Annotated in this window: 11 protein-coding genes; 4 read left to right on the forward strand and 7 right to left on the reverse strand. The window is 70.1% G+C overall.

Going from position 1 to position 16,911, the window contains the following annotated elements; translation table 11 throughout:
• Positions 1 to 17 precede the first annotated feature (17 nt).
• The 3 genes from IS481_RS05720 to IS481_RS05730 form a co-directional block, all read right to left on the reverse strand.
• The gene (locus IS481_RS05720) at positions 18 to 2,855 is read right to left on the reverse strand and encodes a valine--tRNA ligase (RefSeq protein ID WP_104357571.1); all 2,838 of its coding nucleotides are present in this window, start codon (positions 2,853 to 2,855) and stop codon (positions 18 to 20) included.
• Between the two features lie 90 nt (positions 2,856 to 2,945).
• On the reverse strand, positions 2,946 to 5,693 hold the full coding sequence (locus IS481_RS05725; protein ID WP_104357572.1) for a cation-transporting P-type ATPase: 2,748 nt from the start codon (positions 5,691 to 5,693) through the stop codon (positions 2,946 to 2,948).
• Between the two features lie 93 nt (positions 5,694 to 5,786).
• Positions 5,787 to 6,764 carry a GMP reductase gene (locus IS481_RS05730; protein ID WP_104357573.1) on the reverse strand — a complete coding sequence of 326 codons (978 nt, stop codon included), beginning with the start codon at positions 6,762 to 6,764 and terminating at the stop codon, positions 5,787 to 5,789.
• A gap of 277 nt (positions 6,765 to 7,041) precedes the next feature.
• Here IS481_RS05730 and mdtD point away from each other — a divergent pair, with 277 nt between their 5' ends.
• The 3 genes from mdtD to IS481_RS05745 all read left to right on the forward strand — a co-directional run bounded on the left by mdtD (position 7,042) and on the right by IS481_RS05745 (position 12,265).
• Positions 7,042 to 8,454 (forward strand): multidrug transporter subunit MdtD, encoded by a 1,413-nt coding sequence (gene mdtD, locus IS481_RS05735; protein WP_104357574.1) that lies wholly within the window; start codon positions 7,042 to 7,044, stop codon positions 8,452 to 8,454.
• 190 nt (positions 8,455 to 8,644) lie between these two features.
• A complete protein-coding gene (locus tag IS481_RS05740) occupies positions 8,645 to 9,865 on the forward strand; it encodes an MFS transporter (RefSeq protein ID WP_194963354.1) in 1,221 nt (406 codons plus the stop codon).
• Positions 9,866 to 9,925: 60 nt separating this feature from the next.
• Positions 9,926 to 12,265 carry a UvrD-helicase domain-containing protein gene (locus IS481_RS05745; RefSeq protein WP_104357575.1) on the forward strand — a complete coding sequence of 780 codons (2,340 nt, stop codon included), beginning with the start codon at positions 9,926 to 9,928 and terminating at the stop codon, positions 12,263 to 12,265.
• A gap of 55 nt (positions 12,266 to 12,320) precedes the next feature.
• Here IS481_RS05745 and IS481_RS05750 read toward each other — a convergent pair whose 3' ends face one another.
• From IS481_RS05750 to IS481_RS05765, 4 genes are all read right to left on the reverse strand, one after another.
• On the reverse strand, positions 12,321 to 13,649 hold the full coding sequence (locus tag IS481_RS05750) for a TRAP transporter large permease (RefSeq protein WP_104357576.1): 1,329 nt from the start codon (positions 13,647 to 13,649) through the stop codon (positions 12,321 to 12,323).
• The gene (locus IS481_RS05755) at positions 13,646 to 14,179 is read right to left on the reverse strand and encodes a TRAP transporter small permease subunit (RefSeq protein ID WP_232529471.1); all 534 of its coding nucleotides are present in this window, start codon (positions 14,177 to 14,179) and stop codon (positions 13,646 to 13,648) included. The genes IS481_RS05750 and IS481_RS05755 overlap by 4 nt, the downstream gene beginning before the upstream one ends.
• A gap of 56 nt (positions 14,180 to 14,235) precedes the next feature.
• Positions 14,236 to 15,306, reverse strand: a complete 1,071-nt coding sequence (locus tag IS481_RS05760; protein ID WP_104357577.1) for a C4-dicarboxylate TRAP transporter substrate-binding protein — start codon at positions 15,304 to 15,306, stop codon at positions 14,236 to 14,238.
• Between the two features lie 75 nt (positions 15,307 to 15,381).
• Positions 15,382 to 16,143 carry a TetR/AcrR family transcriptional regulator gene (locus tag IS481_RS05765; RefSeq protein ID WP_232529472.1) on the reverse strand — a complete coding sequence of 254 codons (762 nt, stop codon included), beginning with the start codon at positions 16,141 to 16,143 and terminating at the stop codon, positions 15,382 to 15,384.
• 62 nt (positions 16,144 to 16,205) lie between these two features.
• Between IS481_RS05765 and IS481_RS05770 the strand changes: the two genes are divergently transcribed.
• On the forward strand, positions 16,206 to 16,892 hold the full coding sequence (locus IS481_RS05770; protein WP_232529473.1) for an SRPBCC family protein: 687 nt from the start codon (positions 16,206 to 16,208) through the stop codon (positions 16,890 to 16,892).
• Positions 16,893 to 16,911 lie beyond the last annotated feature (19 nt).

The following is a 16,911-nucleotide window of genomic DNA, read 5'->3' on the forward strand; positions in this document are numbered from 1 at the left end:
ATCCTGCCCTGCAAGCTTCAAGCCAGCCGGGCGAGCTGATCGCGGACCCGGGCGAGGGTAGCAGTGAAGTCGGACAGGCGCGCGCGCTCCTGTTCCACGACGTTAGCAGGAGCGCGTGCGACAAAACTTTCGTTACCAAGCTTCGCTTGCGCTTTGGCGATTTCCGTCTCCAGGCGCTTGATTTCCTTGGCGAGGCGCTCGCGTTCGGCGGCCACGTCGATCTCCACGTGCAGTGCCAGCCGCGTCTGGCCCTGCACCGAAACGGGGGCCAGGCGGGTGGCGGCGGCAAATTCTGCTTCGTCGTGGAAGACCTTCACCTCGCTGAGCTTGGCCAGCGCCTGCAGCACCGGCGCCGCCTCGCTGACGAAGTCCGCGCCGCCGATCACGTACAGCGGCACGCGCGTGGCCGGCGACAGGTTCATCTCGCCGCGCAGGTTGCGGCAGGCGCCCACCAGCGCCTTCAGTCGCTCCATCCACGCGTCGGCCTTGGGGTCGACGCGCTCCAGCTGCGCCTTGGGGTAGGGCGCCAGCATGATGGAGTCGTCCGAATCGGGAGCCTTGCGGCCGGCCACCGGCGCGACCTTCTGCCACAGCTCCTCGGTGATGAAGGGCGCGATCGGGTGCAGCAGGCGCAGTACGGTCTCCAGCACGCGGATCAGCGTGCGGCGCGTGGCGCGCTGCTGGGCCGCATCGCCGGTCTGCAGCTGCACCTTGGCGATTTCCAGGTACCAGTCGCAGTACTGGTCCCAGACGAACTGGTAGATCGCGTTGGCGACGTTGTCGAGGCGGTATTCGGCAAAGCCCTGCTCGACCGCGGCCTCGACGCGCTGCAGCTCGCTGGTGATCCAGCGGTCCGCCGGGCTGAAGCTCAGGTAGCCGTGGAACGGTCCGCCGACGGCGCATTCTTCCTTGGTGTGCTCCTTCAGGCCGCAGTCCTGCCCCTCGCAGTTCATCAGCACGAAGCGGGTGGCGTTCCAGAGCTTGTTGCAGAAGTTGCGGTAGCCCTCGCAGCGCTTGCTGTCGAAGTTGATGTTGCGGCCCAGCGTGGCCAGCGCCGCGAAGGTGAAGCGCAGCGCGTCGGCGCCGTAGCCGGGGATGCCGTCGGGGAATTCCTTCTTCGTCGCCTCGCGCACCTTGGGCGCGGTCTCGGGCTTGCGCAGGCCGGTGGTGCGCTTTTCCAGCAGCGGCTCGAGCGCGATGCCGTCGATGAGGTCCACCGGGTCGAGCACGTTGCCCTCGGACTTGCTCATCTTCTTGCCCTGCGAGTCGCGCACCAGGCCGTGGATGTAGACGTGGCGGAACGGCACCTTGCCGGTGAAGTGCACCGTCATCATGATCATCCGGGCGACCCAGAAGAAGATGATGTCGAAGCCGGTGACCAGCACCGAGGAGGGCAGGAACAGGTCCAGCTCCTTGGTCTGCGCGGGCCAGCCCAGCGTCGAGAACGGCACCAGCGCCGAGGAATACCAGGTGTCGAGCACGTCCTCGTCGCGGGTCAGCTCGCCGGTGTAGCCGGCCGCCTGCGCCTTGGCGCGCGCTTCCTCCTCGCTGCGGGCGACGAACATCTCGCCGTTCGTGCCGTACCAGGCCGGGATCTGGTGGCCCCACCAGAGCTGGCGCGAGATGCACCAGTCCTGGATGTTCTTCATCCACTGGTTGTAGGTGTTGACCCACTGCTCGGGCACGAACTTCACCGAGCCGTTCTCGACCACCTCGATGGCCTTCTGGGCGATGGACTTGCCGTCCGGGCCCGGCTTGGTCATCGCGACGAACCATTGGTCGGTCAGCATGGGCTCGACGATCTGGCCGGTGCGCGCGCAGCGCGGCACCATCAGCTTGTGCTTCTTCACCTCGACCAGCAGGCCCTGGGCCTCCAGGTCGGCGACCACCTTCTTGCGCGCGTCGAAACGGTCCAGGCCGCGGTAGGCCTCGGGCACCTCGTCGTTGGTCTTCGCGTCCAGCGTGAAGATGCTGATCATCGGCAGGCCGTGGCGCTGGCCGACCGCGTAGTCGTTGAAGTCGTGCGCCGGCGTGACCTTCACGACGCCGGTGCCGAACTCGCGGTCCACGTACTCGTCGGCGATCACGGGGATGGTGCGGCCGGTCAGCGGCAGCTGCACCTGCTTGCCGATGAAGCGCTGGTAGCGCTCGTCTTCGGGGTGCACCATCACCGCGGTGTCGCCGAGCATGGTCTCGGGACGGGTGGTCGCGACCACCAGCTCGCCCGAGCCGTCGGCCAGCGGGTAGCGGATGTGCCACAGCGAGCCGTCCTCCTCCTCGCTCTCGACCTCCAGGTCGGAGACGGCGGACTTCAGCACCGGGTCCCAGTTGACCAGGCGCTTGCCACGGTAGATCAGGCCCTGTTCATACAGCTGCACGAAGGTGTCGGTGACGACCTTGGACAGCTTCTCGTCCATCGTGAAGTATTCGTGGTCCCAGGCCACCGACGCGCCCAGGCGGCGGATCTGCTGGGTGATGGTCGAGCCGGACTGTTCCTTCCACTCCCAGACCTTGGCGACGAAGTTCTTGCGGCCCAGGTCGTGGCGCGAGACGCCCTGCGCCTGCAGCTGGCGCTCGACGACGATCTGCGTCGCGATGCCGGCGTGGTCGGTGCCCGGCACCCACAGGGTGTTGAACCCGCGCATGCGGTGGTAGCGCGTCAGCGAGTCCATCACGGTCTGGTTGAACGCGTGGCCCATGTGCAGCGTGCCGGTCACGTTGGGCGGCGGCAGCTGGATGGCGAACGAGGGACGGGTCTCGTCGAGCGTCGGCTCGTACAGCCGGCGGCGCTCCCATTCGGGGCCCCACTTCGCTTCGATGGCTTTCGGTTCAAAGGACTTCGCGAGTTCGGACATGGTGCCGGGGATGGATGGATGTGCGAATGACGAACGGCGGCGTTCCACGAGGACGCCGCCGTCTGGAATGCCGCAATTTTAGGCGTCCCGTCAACCCCGCGCTTCGTCGAACAGCCGGCAGCGCCGCAGCAGGGCCTTTTCGGCCTCCAGCACCAGCATCAGCGCCACCCCCGCGGCGATGATCACCAGGCCGTCGACGAAGGGCACCGGGGCGCTGGCGAACCAGCGCTGCATGGTCGGGGCGTAGGTGAACGCCAGCTGCGCGACCACCACGACCACCAGGGCGATCAGCACCGCCGGGGTGCCGAGCACGCCCTGCCAGGTCAGCGACCCGCCGTGGAGGTAGCGCACGTTGAACAGGTAGAAGATCTCGAACACCACCAGGGTGTTGACCACCATCGTGCGGGCCTGCTCGAGCGAGTGGCCGCGCCAGCCGGCGTAGCCGAAGATGCCCAGCACGCCGATCACGAACAGCACCGCGACGAAGATGCAGCGCCAGACCATGAACGGCGACAGCAGCGCGGCGTCGCGCGGCCGCGGCGCGCGGGCCATCACCCCCGGCTCGGCCGGCTCGAAGGCCAGCGCCAGGCCCAGCGTGACGGTCAGGATCAGGTTGATCCAGAGGATCTGCGCCGGCGTCATCGGCAGCGTCAGGCCGAGCAGCAGCGCGACGATGATGGCCAGCACCTCGCCGCCGTTGGTCGGCACGGTCCAGGCGATGACCTTGCGGATGTTGTCGAACACGACGCGGCCCTCGTGCACCGCGTCGACGATGGAGCGGAAGTTGTCGTCCAGCAGCACCATCTCGGCGGCTTCCTTGGCCGCCTCGGTGCCCTTGCGGCCCATCGCGACGCCGACGTCGGCCTGCTTGAGCGCCGGCGCGTCGTTGACCCCGTCGCCGGTCATCGCGACCACGTGGCCCTGCGCCTGCAGCGCGCGCACGATGCGCAGCTTGTGCTCGGGGCTGGTACGGGCGAACACGGTGGTCTCGCGCACCACGTCGCGCAGCTCCTCGTCGCTCAGCGCGTCGACCTGGGCCCCGGTGCGCACCGTGGGATCGGGCGCCAGCTGCAGCTGCCTGGCGATCGCCGCGGCGGTCTGCGCGTGGTCGCCGGTGATCATCTTGACGTCGATGCGGGCGCTGCGGCATTCGGCCACCGCGGCGACGGCTTCCTCGCGCGGCGGGTCGATGAAGCCGGCCGCCCCCAGCCAGGTCAGCCCGTGCACCACGTCGAAGTCCAGCGCGGCGGGCGCCTCAGCGAGCCGCTTCATCGCAAAGCCGAGCACGCGCTCGCCGTGGGCGGCGCAGCCCTCGATGCGCGCGCTCCACGCCCCCGGGTCGAAGGCGGTCTCGCCGTGGTCGCAGAGCTGCACGCTGCACATCGACATCACGGTCTCGGGCGCGCCCTTGACATACAGCACCGCGCCGCCGTCGGGGTGGCGGTGCAGCGTGGCCATGTAGCGGTGCTGGGCGTCGAACGGGATCTCGTCGAGCCGGCCGGCCTCGCCGCGCAGCGCGCCGGGCTCTTCCTCGGCCTTGATCGCCAGCGCCAGCAGCGCGCCTTCCATCGGGTCGCCGTCCACCTGCCACTGCCCGCCGGCCTCGCGCAGCATCGCGTCGTTGCACAGCGCGCCGGCACGCACCAGCTCGCGCGCGGTGGCCGGCAGCGCCCCGGGCGGCACCGGCTCGCCACTGGCGCGGGTCCACCCGCCGACGGGGGCGTAGCCGGCGCCGCCGATCTCCAGCTCGTGGTCGTCGACCAGCAGGCGGCGCACCATCATCTCGTTGCGCGTGAGCGTGCCGGTCTTGTCCGAGCAGATCACCGAGGTGGCGCCCAGCGTCTCGACCGCGGGCAGGCGGCGGATCACCGCGTTGCGCGCGGCCATGCGCTGCACGCCGATCGCCAGCGTGATGCTGATGACCGCAGGCAGTCCTTCGGGCACCACGCCGACGGCCAGCGACACCACCACCATCAGCGCGTCCAGCCAGCCGTAGTCGCGCACCAGCACCGCGTACAGGTACAGCAGCGCCGCGGCGCCGATGGAGAGCCAGGTGAAGCGCGCGCCGAAGCGGTTGACCTGCTGCAGCAGCGGGGTCGTGAGGGTGTCGATGTGGCGCAGCATCGCGCTGATGCGGCCGATCTCGGTGGCGCCGCCGGTGGCGACCACGACGCCCGCGCCCTGGCCGGCCGTCACCAGGCTGCCCGAGTAGGCCATGCAGCGCCGGTCGCCCAGGGCCGCGTCGGGGGCCACCGGATGCTCGGCCTTGCCGGCGGCCACCGATTCGCCGGTCAGCAGCGCCTCGTCGATCAGCAGGTTGCGCGCCTTGATCAGCCGCAGGTCGGCCGGGACCCGGTCGCCCGCCTCGAGCAGTACCACGTCGCCCGGCACCAGTTCGTGCGCCGGCACCGCGGTGCGGCGGCCGTCGCGCAGCACCTGGGCCTGCGGCGAGATCAGGCTGCGGATCGCGGCCAGTGCCTGCTCGGCCTTGCCTTCCTGCAGGAAGCCCACGATCGCGTTGACCGTGACCACCGCGACGATCACGGTGGCGTCGATCCAGTGGCCCATGATCGCCGCCGCCACCGCGGCGGTGAGCAGGAAGTAGATCAGGGTGTTGTGGAACTGCGCCAGGAAGCGGCGCAGCGGGTGCGGGCGGGGCGGCTCGGGCAGGCGGTTGGGGCCGTGCTGCTGCAGGCGCCGCTGCGCCTCGGGGACGTCGAGGCCGTCGGGGCTGGTCCGGTGCGCGTCCAGCACCTCGTGCACCGGGCGGTGGTGCCAGTCCTGGCGGGTCGTCCCGGCGGGACGGCGGGCATCGGCGGGGGTGGGGGTCAGGGACATCCCGGGCAGCTCCTGCGTGTCTGGGCCCCCGAAGTGTGCAGGAAGCACGCCGCTTTGCCGACCGCCGGCCCGCCGCCCGGGACTTTGCTTGACTTACATCAACAGGTGTTCGCCGGCGTTGTCGCCGCCGAGGATCACGTAGTTGACCTTGCGGATGTCGGCGAGCACCCGGCCGCCGGCGTAGCTGATCGAGCTCTGCAGGTCTTCCTGCATCTCGCGCAGCGTGTCGGCCAGCCGGCCCTTGATCGGCTCGAGGATGCGCTTGCCCTCGACGTGCTTGTACTCGCCCTTGTTGAAGTCGCTGGCCGAGCCGTAGTACTCCTTGTACAGCTTGCCGTCGACCTCGACCGTGCGGCCGGGCGATTCCTCGTGGCCGGCGAACAGCGAGCCGATCATCACCATGGTCGCGCCGAAGCGCACGCTCTTGGCGATGTCGCCATGCTCGCGGATGCCGCCGTCGGCGATGATGGGCTTGGTCGCCACGCGGGCGCACCACTTGAGCGCCGAGAGCTGCCAGCCGCCGGTGCCGAAGCCGGTCTTCAGGCGGGTGATGCAGACCTTGCCCGGGCCGATGCCGACCTTGGTCGCGTCCGCGCCCCAGTTCTCCAGGTCGATCACGCCTTCGGGCGTGCCCACGTTGCCGGCGATCACGAAGGTGTCGGGCAGCTTCTGCTTGATGTGGGCGATCATCTTCTGCACGCTGTCGGCGTGGCCGTGGGCGATGTCGATGGTGATGTAGTCCGCGCCCACGCCCTCGGCCGCCAGGCGGTCGATCACGGCATAGTCGTGCGGCTTGACGCCCGAGCTGATCGAGACGAACAGCCCCTGCTCGCGCATGCGCTTCGCGAACGCGAGGTTGTCGACCTCGAAGCGGTGCATCACGTAGAAATAGCCGTTGGCGGCGAGCCACTCGCAGATGGACTCGTCCACCACCGTCTTCATGTTGGCCGGCACGACCGGCAGCTTGAAGCGGCGGCCGCCAAATTCCACCGAGGGGTCGCATTCGCTGCGGCTTTCCACGCGGCACTTGCGCGGCAACAGCAGGATGTTGTCGTAGTCGAAGATTTCCATGGTTCCAGGCTCCGTTGCAGTCCGTCCAGGAAGCGGTGGGACGGGATCACGGGGTGGCGCGTTGAAGCAGTGCGCGACCCAATGGCTGCGAGCGCTTGACTTGGTGGAACCGGCGTCGCGGGGAAGGGGGTGCGAGGGCCGGACACCAAAATTTGGGCCCGGTGGCGCATTCTAGCCGGTCGGGCAAGACCGGGCCGGACGTCCGACAATGCCCGCAGCGCGGGCCACGCGATGCGAGACTGTGGCCCCGCCGACACCGACATCCCCGTACATCCCGATGCCCCTGGATCCCGCGACCCGACGCGCGCTGCCCTGGCTGGTGGCCGTGGCCCTGTTCATGCAGACGCTGGACGGCACCATCCTGAACACCGCGCTGCCCAGCATGGCCCACGACCTGGGCGAGAGCCCGCTGCGCATGCAGTCGGTGGTGATCGCCTACATGCTCACGGTGGCACTGCTGATCCCGGCCTCGGGCTGGCTGGCCGACCGCTTCGGCACCCGCCGCGCCTTCCTGGCCGCGATCGCGCTGTTCAGCCTGGGCTCGCTGCTGTGCGCGCTGTCGCCCTCGCTGCCGCTGCTGGTGACGGCGCGGGTGGTGCAGGGCGTGGGCGGCGCGCTGCTGATGCCGGTGGGTCGGCTGGCCATCCTGCGCGGCTTCCCGCGCGAGGAGCTGCTCAAGGTGATGACCTTCGTGACGCTGCCCGGGCTGCTCGGGCCGCTGATCGGGCCGACGCTGGGCGGCTGGTTGACCGAGGGCGCGAGCTGGCACTGGGTGTTCCTGATCAACCTGCCGGTCGGGCTGGCCGGGCTGATCGCCGCGCGCCGCTACATGCCCGACCTGCGGCCGGACGCGGTGAGCCGCTTCGACCTGGGCGGCTTCGTGCTGTTCTCGTGCGGGCTGGTGCTGGTGACGCTGGCACTGCAGGGACTGGGCGAGCATGCGATCGGCCGCGCGGTGGCCCTGTGGATGCTGGTGGCCGGGCTGGCGGCGATGGTGGGCTACTGGCTGCACGCGGCACGCACCGAGCACCCGCTGTTCAGCCTGGCGCTGTTCCGCATCCCGACCTTCGCGATCGGCATCGCCGGCAACCTGTTCTCGCGCCTGGGCACCGGGGCGATGCCCTTCCTGCTGCCGCTGTTCCTGCAGGTGGGGCTGGGCTACTCGCCGTCGCATGCGGGCATGAGCCTGATCCCGATGGCCGCGGGCATGATGCTGTGCAAGCTGTTCGCCGAGCGCGTCATCGAGCGCCTGGGCTACCGCACGGTGCTGGTGGGCAACACGGTCGCGCTCGGGGTGATGATCGCCGCCTTCGCGCTGGTCAAGCCGGACACCCCCTACGGCCTGCTGCTGGCGATGCTGGCCGTCTTCGGCGTCATCAACTCGCTGCAGTTCACCGCGATGAACACGCTCACGCTCGGCGACCTGGGTCCGGACACCGCCAGCGGCGGCAACAGCCTGCTGTCGGTGGTGATGCAGCTGTCGATGAGCCTGGGCGTGGCCGTGGCCGCGGCGCTGCTGTCGGTGTTCAGCGGCGTGACGTTCAACGCCGGCGGCGACGCCGTGCTGGGCAGCTTCCACGCGACCTTCGTCGGGGTGGGGCTGATCTCGGTGCTGGCCGCCTGCATCTTCCTGCAGCTCGGCCGCCGCGAAGGGCCCGCGGCGCCGGGCACGGTGGTCGACGAGGGCTGAACGGCCGGCCCCGCGCCGGGGCCGGCCGCGTTGACGGCCGCCGGTGCCCGCGCCTAAAGTGGCCGCGTCTTCGCGCACCGCACGCCCGCATGCCCGCTGCCTGGCCGCCATCGGATGCACGACCCGCCGGCTGGCCGGCGAGGCGGGACGGTGCCGCGTCCGGGCGACGGGGCGGGGCCGCGTGAACGCCATGCTGCGCCGCCATCCCGTTGCGACCATCGTCGTCGCCCAGCTGTTCGGGACCTCCCTGTGGTTCAGCGCGAACAGTGCGGCCGACGACCTGGCGCGGGTCTGGCAGCTCGGCAGCGCCGAGCTGGGCCACCTCACCAGTGCCGTGCAGTTCGGCTTCATCGCGGGCACGCTGTCGCTGGCCGCCTCCGGCCTGGCCGACCGCTTCGCGGCGAGCCGCATCTTCATGGTCGCCTGCCTGCTGGGCGCGGCCTTCAACGCGATGTTCGCGCTCCTGGCCGGCAGCCTTGCGCAGGCGCTGGTGCTGCGCTTCCTCGTCGGCGTGTGCCTGGCGGGCATCTACCCCCTGGGCATGAAGATGGTCATCGGCTGGACCCCGGGTGCGTCTGGTGCGACGCTGGGCCTGCTGGTCGGCATGCTGACGCTGGGCACGGCCCTGCCGCATGCGGTGCGGGCCGCCGGCGCCGAGCTGCCCTGGCAGGCGGTGGTGCTGACCTCCTCGGCGCTGGCGCTGGTGGCGGCGGCCGCGGTGGGCATGCTGGGCGACGGGCCGTTCCTGGCACGCCGTGCGGCCGCCCCGGCGCTGCGCTGGGGGGCGGCCTTCAGGGCCTTTGGGGTGCGGCGCTTCCGCACCGCGGCGATCGGCTACTTCGGCCACATGTGGGAGCTGTATGCGTTCTGGACGGTCACGCCGTTCCTGGTCGCGCAGGTGGTGCGCGACGGCGGGCTGGCGCCGCAGGCCCAGCCGGCGCTGACCTCGCTGCTGTCCTTCTGCGTGATCGGCATCGGCGCGGCCGGCTGCATTGCGGGCGGCCTGCTGAGCCGGCGCTGGGGCAGCGCCCGGGTGGCCGCCGCGGCCCTGCTGGTCTCGGGGGCCATGTGCTGCCTGTACCCGCTGCTCGATGCGCTGGGCGCGGCGCTGCGCCTGCTGGCGCTGCTGGTGTGGGGCCTGGCCGTCGTGGCCGACTCGGCCCAGTTCTCGGCGCTGTCGGCCCGGGCCTGCCCGCCGGACCTGGTCGGCAGCGCGCTGGCGATCCAGAACAGCCTCGGGTTCCTGATCACCGTGGCCTCGATCACCTGGGCCACCGCCGGGATCGGCGACTGGGGCAGCCGCGTCGGCTGGCTGCTGCTGCCCGGCCCGGTGATCGGGCTGCTGTGCTTCTGGCCGCTGGTGCGGGAAGTGCCCGAAGCGCCGCCGGCACCCGCAGGCGCCGGGCGCTGACCCGCCTGCCGGCGGGGCCGGCGCCGGTGGCCGGCGTGGCGGGCTCCTTAGAATTCGCCAATGACTCCGCACACGCCCGATCCGGTCGACGCCTCGGCGTCCGGCAATCCCCTGCTGCGCCACCTCAACCCCGAACAGCTCGCCGCGGTCACGCTGCCCGCGCGCCATGCCCTCATCCTGGCCGGCGCCGGCTCGGGCAAGACCCGCGTGCTGACCACCCGCATCGCCTGGCTGGTGCAGACCGGCCAGGTGTCGCCGGCCGGCGTGATGGCCGTCACCTTCACGAACAAGGCGGCCAAGGAGATGCTCACGCGCCTGGGCACCATGCTGCCCATCCCGGTGCGCGGCATGTGGATCGGCACCTTCCACGGCTTGTGCAACCGCTTCCTGCGCGCGCACTGGAAGCTGGCCGGCCTGCCGCAGAGCTTCCAGATCCTCGACGCGCAGGACCAGGTCTCGGCAGTGCGCCGCGTCATCAAGGCGATGAACCTGGACGAGGAGCGCTACGTGCCCAAGCAGGTGGCCTGGTTCATCGCCGGCAGCAAGGAGGAGGGGCTGCGCCCCAGGGACGTGAGCGTGCGCGACGAACAGACGCGCAAGCTGGTGGAGATCTACCAGGCCTACGAGGACCAGTGCCAGCGCGAGGGCGTGGTCGACTTCGCCGAGCTGCTGCTGCGCACCTACGAGCTGATGCGCGACAACGCCGCGCTGCGCGAGCACTACCAGCACCGCTTCCGCCACATCCTGGTCGACGAGTTCCAGGACACCAACCGCTTGCAGTACGCCTGGCTGAAGCTGTTCGCCGGCCCGGGCAACAGTGTGTTCGCGGTAGGCGACGACGACCAGAGCATCTACGCGTTTCGCGGCGCGCAGGTCGGCAACATGTCCGACTTCGAGCGCGAGTTCCACGTCGAGCACGTCATCAAGCTGGAGCGCAACTACCGCAGCTACGGCAACATCCTCGACGCGGCCAACGAGCTGATCTCGCACAACCGCCGTCGCCTGGGCAAGAACCTGCGCACCGAGGCCGGCCCGGGCGAGCCGGTGCGGGTCTACGAGGCCACCAGCGACTTCGCCGAGGCGCAATGGGTGCTGGAGGAGGCGCAGCAGCTGCACCGCGAGGGCACGCCGCGCAGCGAGATCGCGATCCTGTACCGATCCAACGCCCAGTCGCGCGTGCTCGAGAGCACGCTGTTCAACGCCGGGATCCCGTACCGCGTCTACGGCGGCCTGCGCTTCTTCGAGCGCGCCGAGATCAAGCACGCGCTGGCCTACCTGCGCCTGCTGGAGAACCCGAACGACGACACCAGCTACCTGCGCGTGGTCAACTTCCCGACGCGCGGCATCGGCGCGCGCACGCTCGAGCAGCTGCAGGACGCCGCGCGCACCAGCGGCCGCAGCCTCTACCAGAGCGTGGGTGCGGTCGCCGGCAAGGGCGGCGCGAACCTGGCGGCCTTCAACGCGCTGGTGGATGCGATGCGCGAGGCCACCCGCGGGCTGACGCTGCGCGAGATCATCGAGCACGTGCTGGAAGCCTCGGGGCTGCAGGACTACTACCGCAACGAGAAGGAAGGCCGAGAGCGGCTCGAGAACCTGGACGAACTGGTCAACGCCGCCGAGGCCTTCGTGACCCAGGAGGGCTTCGGCAAGGACGCGGTGGCCCTGCCCATCGACGAACAGGCCGGCGCCATTGCCGACGGCGACCCGCCGGCCGTGGCGCTGGCGGACATCGTGCCCGACGCCGAGACCGGCGAGATCATCTCGCCGCTGGCCGCGTTCCTGACGCACGCCGCGCTGGAGGCCGGCGACAACCAGGCACAGGCCGGGCAGGACGCGATCCAGCTGATGACGGTGCACGCGGCCAAGGGCCTGGAGTTCGACTGCGTGTTCATCACCGGCCTCGAGGAAGGCCTGTTCCCGCACGAGAACGCGCTGTCGGACTTCGACGGGCTGGAGGAGGAGCGGCGCCTGATGTACGTGGCGATCACCCGCGCGCGCAAGCGGCTCTACCTCAGCCACAGCCAGACCCGGATGCTGCACGGGCAGACCCGCTACAACATCCGCAGCCGCTTCTTCGACGAGCTGCCCGAGCACGCGCTGAAGTGGATCACGCCCAAGGTGCAGGGCTTCGGCGGCGGGCGCGGCGCGCAGTCCGGCTGGGGCAGCGCGCCGGCGACACCGCCATGGAGCGCGGCGCCGGCGAAGATCGAGCCCAGGGTGGCCACGTCCGACGGCGTGGCGCTGCGCGTGGGCCAGTCGGTGTTCCACAACAAGTTCGGCGAGGGGATGATCGTCACCCTCGAAGGCAGCGGCAACGATGCGCGCGCGCAGATCAACTTCGGCCGCCACGGCCTGAAGTGGCTGGCGCTGAGCGTGGCCAAGCTCACGCCGATCGAGTGAACGAACGCCCGTGCCGGTGTCCCGGCGCGGGCGCTTCCCGTCGGGGGGCCTGCGGTCAGACCAGCGCGAGCGACAGCGCCGGGAACAGCGCCACCAGCACCAGCACCAGCAGCATCGCGGCCACGTAGGGCAGGGAGCCGGCGAAGATCGATTCCACCGACACCGCGGGATCGTTCAGGGTGGACTTCACCGTGAACACCGAGATGCCGAACGGCGGGGTCAGCAGGCCCATCTCCACCGCCAGCACGGTCAGCACGCCGAACTGGATCAGGTTGAAGCCGAGGTCGGTGGCGATCGGCACCGCCACCGGGGTCATGATCAGCAGGATGGAGCTGGAATCCAGGATCATGCCCAGGAACAGCAGGATCACGACGTAGATCGCGAGGAACCCGTACGGCCCGAGCCCGGCGTCCTGCACCAGCGCGCTGATCGCCTCGGGAATGCCCGCCACCGACATCATGCGGCTGTAGAAGCCGGCCGCGATCAGCAGGATCAGGATGGTCACCGAGACGCTGCCGGTCTCGTGCAGCACGCGCCACATCCGGCCTTCGCCCAGGCTGCGCCGCGCCAGCGCCACCAGCAGCGCGCCGAAGGCGCCGATGCCGCCGGCTTCGGTGGGCGTGAAGAAGCCGGTGTACAGGCCGCCCAGCACCAGCACCACCAGCGCGACGATGGGCACCAGCTTGCGTGCGATCTCTCCGCTGCCCAGGGCAGGCACCAGGCGGCGCTGCATGTCGGCCGCCTCGCGCCGCCGCAGGTCGTAGACCAGCTGCGGGCGGAACGTGGCCAGCGCGACGATGGTGACGACGAACATCGCCGCGAGCAGGAAGCCCGGGATGATGCCGGCGATGAACAGCGTGCCGATCGACTGCTCGGCGAGCACGCCGTAGATGATCATCAGCAGGCTCGGCGGGATCATCATGCCCAGCACCGAACTGCCGGCCACGGTACCCGCCGCGAAGGCGGTGCGGTAGCCGTGGCGCACCATCTCCGGCACCGCCACGCGGGTGAACACCGCGGCCGAGGCGATCGACACGCCGGTGACCGCCGCGAACACCGTGTTGGCCGCGACAGTGGCCACGCCCAGTCCGCCGCGCAGCCGGCGCAGCAGCGACTCGGCCACGTCGAAGGTGTCCTTGCCGACGTTCGAGACCGACACCAGCAGGCCCATCAACACGAACAGCGGGATGGTCGCGAAGATGTAGTCGGCCACGCCGTTGTAGGCCGACAGGTACAGCAGCCGCATGGCCATCTGCACGTCCTCGCGCACCAGCCAGATGCCGATGAAGCCGATGCCGATCAGCGCGACGGCGATGTGGATGCCCAGCAGCACCAGCACGACCAGCGCGCCGATCAGCAGCGCACCCAGGCTCAGGTCGCTCATGCGGGATCTCCCTGCTCGAACTCGCCGCGCCACAGCGCCGGCAGCTGCAGCGCATATGCGAGCGCCGCGATCAGCGCGCCCAGCACGATGAGGGCGCGAAACGGCCAGGCGGCCACGGTGTAGACGCCCTGCACGCCGATGAACTCATGCTCCTGCCACGACTGCGCGAGCTCCGGCCAGGCCATGAAGGCCAGCGCCAGGAACAGCAGCGCGCCCAGCGCCGCGTTGCCCACCTCCAGCACGCGCAGGGCGGTGCGCGAGCGCGCGCCGATCAGGCGCAGCAGGAAGTCGCTGCGCGTCATGCGGCCGGAGCAGATCGCCGCGGCCAGCTGCAGGAACACGATGGAAGCGACCGAGCGAGCCGCGAACTCGGCCACGCCGGTGATCGGGCGGTCCAGGAAGTTGCGCCCGGCCACGTCGGCCACCACGACCAGCATCAGCACGAAGATCCAGACCGTGCCGATCGCGGCCAGCACGCGCGCCACGCGCTGCAGCGGGTGGGAGCGGCCCGGATGGGAAGACTCTTGCACGTTGCACTCCGCAGACGGCCGCCGCGCCCGTGGCGCGGCCGGCCCTCACAGTCCGGTCACAGGTTCTCGCGGTCCCAGTCGCGCAGCGGCTTCACGCCACGGGCGCGCAGTTCGTCGAAGTAGGCCTTGAGCACCGCCTTGCCGTTCTCGCCGGTGGCCTGCAGCCAGGGCTGCACGATGTTGGGCAGGCTCTTGACCCACTTCTGCTTCTCCTCGGCAGACAGGTCCGAGAGCTGCAGGCCGGCAGCCTTCATGGTCTCCATCGCGGCGTTGGCGACCTTGGTCACGTGCTCGCCGTGCGCCTTGGAGGTGGCGCGGCCGGCCTGGACGAAGGCGTCCTGCACTTCCTTGGGCAGGCGCTCGAAGAACCGCTTGTTGACTGCCACCGCGCCGAAGTACATCGAGCCGATGTCGATGCGCGTCAGGTGCTTGGCGACCTCGTAGACGCGTGCCGGGCCGATGCCGCTGGCGAACGACAGCGCGCCCTGGGTCACGCCGGTCTGGATGTTGGTGTAGTAGGTGGTCAGCGCGCCGTCGACCGGGGTCGCGCCGGTGCCGTTGAGCCAGTTCGCCGAGGTGCCCGGGGCGTTGATCTTCTTGTTCTGGAGATCGGCCATCGTGCGGATCGGGAACGTGGCGTAGATGTCGTAGCTGTCGGTGATCAGCGACGACAGCGGCACCATGTTCTGCGCGGCCCAGCTGTCACGCAGTGCCGGCACCGTCGTGTTGAGCTTGTCGAAGATCTCGATCAGCAGCTCGTGGTTGGTGGTGGCGAACGGCGTGAAGTAGGTGACGTTCTGCAGCGGCATCGCCGAGTTCTCCCACAGCGTGCCGACCATGCCGACGTCGACGATGCCGTCCTTCACCGCGGCGCGGGTGTCGGTGAACTTGTACAGCGTGCCGCCGTAGGCCTCGCGCCAGCGGATCTCGTACTTGCCGCCGGCTGCCTTGAGGATGCGGTCCACCTCGGGCTGGAACACCTCCTTCATCGCGTAGGCCCAGATGTTGGTGGTCGGGTGGCTCGAGCCGATGTTGACGTTGATGCGTTGCTGGGCCAGGGCGGACGTGGCGGCCAGCCCCAGGCCCAGGGCCAGCAGGCAGTGCTTGGCGCGGTGCGTGAGTTTCATGGTCTTGTCTCCTTTGGTGTGTCGTGCCGGTGGCCCCGTGTGCCGGGGTCTGAGGCTCCTCTCGGAACGGACTCCCTACGCTTTGGTTCTTTTCCGGGATGACGATCCGGTCGCGGTGCGCGGCGCGCGTGCCGGCCGTTCGTCGGCGAACAGCTCGCGGCTGCTCGTCAGGTAGCTGCGCACGCGGTCGCGCACCAGGGCTTCGTCGCAGGTCTCGTGCATCGCCTCGCTGTGCACGTCCTGGCCGTAGATCCAGCGCCGGATCGCGATGTAGTACATGCCGCCGTGCAGTCCCATCAGCAGCTCCAGCTCGCGTTCGCTGGGGCGTGCACGCGAGGTGCTGCCGCGGAAGCGCCGCGTCTCGCGGATCAGGCGCGGGAACAGGCGGTCGCGCAGCATCGCGAAGAAGCGGTCGGTGATGGTGTGGTCCATCAGGCCCGAGAACATCAGGATGCGCACGAACTCGCGTGACAGCCCGTTGTTCACGTAGTCCGTGTAGAACGCGGTGAGCTTGTCCTCGATGTCCATGCGCGGGTCGTCGAGCACCTGCTCCCAGCTGTCGCGCCAGCGGCCTTCGAACACCTCCACGTAGACCCGGTCGATCAGCGCCTGCTTGGTGGGGAAGTAGTGGTAGAGCAGGGCGTGCGTGACGCCGATGCTCTTGGCCAGGTCGCGCAGCTGCCCGCCCAGCCCGTTTTCCGCGAAGAACTGGATCGCGCCGTCGACGATCTGGCGCTCGCGCTCCGACACGCTCAGACGCCGGCGCGCAGGGGCGGGCGCCGCCTCGGCCTTGCGGCGGCCGGGCTTCGAGGGTTCAGGGTTTTTCAGGATGGGCACTCTATTTACCAACGGGTCAATGAGCCATAGCATTGTTGAACGATTGGTAAACAAGTGCACCCGTGAAAACCCGGGTGCTGCACCGGATGGAACTGAACGGAGACGTCCTCGTCGCGGCCCCGCGCGACCAGGTCTGGAATGCCCTCAACGACACGGCGGTGCTGGCGCGCTGCATCCCCGGCTGCGAGGAAATGGAGGCGCTCGGCGAGACCGAGCGCCGTGCCCGGGTGGCTGTGAAGGTGGGGCCGGTGCGCGCGCGCTTCACCGGCCACGTGCGCCTGCTCGACGTACGCCCCGGCGAGGGATGCACGCTGCAGTTCGAGGGCTCCGGCGGCGCGGCCGGCATGGCGCGCGGCCAGTCCACGCTGCAGCTGTCGGACGACCCCGAAGGCACGCGGGTGAGCTACACCGCGCAGGCCACGGTGGGCGGCAAGCTCGGGCAGGTGGGCGGCCGGCTGATCGATGCGGCTGCGATGCAGATGGCCGACCAGTTCTTCCAGGCGCTGCGCCGCGAGTTCCAGCCGCCGGCGGCCGAACTGGCGGCACCGGCTCCTGCCGTGGACGCCGCGCCCGCGGCGCCCGAGGCCGCCGCCTTGCCCGCGCCGGGCCCTGCGGCCGCCGCGGTGCCGGCCGCCTTGGCGGCGCCGTCCACGACGCCGGCCTCCGAAGGGGTGCGCGTGCTGTGGTTCGCCATGGGCGTGCTGTCCACCGCCATCGGCGTGTGGCTGGGCGCGACGCTGTTCGGCTGAGGCCAGGCCAAGGAGAGGA

This window comes from Caldimonas thermodepolymerans (genome assembly GCF_015476235.1).
Lineage (GTDB): Bacteria > Pseudomonadota > Gammaproteobacteria > Burkholderiales > Burkholderiaceae_C > Caldimonas > Caldimonas thermodepolymerans.

Coding starts and splice junctions, on each gene's coding strand:
- IS481_RS05720 (WP_104357571.1), bottom strand. CDS start 2,855: ATGTCCGAACTCGCGAAGTCCTTTGAACCGAAAGCCATCGAAGCGAAG.
- IS481_RS05725 (WP_104357572.1), bottom strand. CDS start 5,693: ATGTCCCTGACCCCCACCCCCGCCGATGCCCGCCGTCCCGCCGGGACG.
- IS481_RS05730 (WP_104357573.1), bottom strand. CDS start 6,764: ATGGAAATCTTCGACTACGACAACATCCTGCTGTTGCCGCGCAAGTGC.
- mdtD (WP_104357574.1), top strand. CDS start 7,042: ATGCCCCTGGATCCCGCGACCCGACGCGCGCTGCCCTGGCTGGTGGCC.
- IS481_RS05740 (WP_194963354.1), top strand. CDS start 8,645: ATGCTGCGCCGCCATCCCGTTGCGACCATCGTCGTCGCCCAGCTGTTC.
- IS481_RS05745 (WP_104357575.1), top strand. CDS start 9,926: ATGACTCCGCACACGCCCGATCCGGTCGACGCCTCGGCGTCCGGCAAT.
- IS481_RS05750 (WP_104357576.1), bottom strand. CDS start 13,649: ATGAGCGACCTGAGCCTGGGTGCGCTGCTGATCGGCGCGCTGGTCGTG.
- IS481_RS05760 (WP_104357577.1), bottom strand. CDS start 15,306: ATGAAACTCACGCACCGCGCCAAGCACTGCCTGCTGGCCCTGGGCCTG.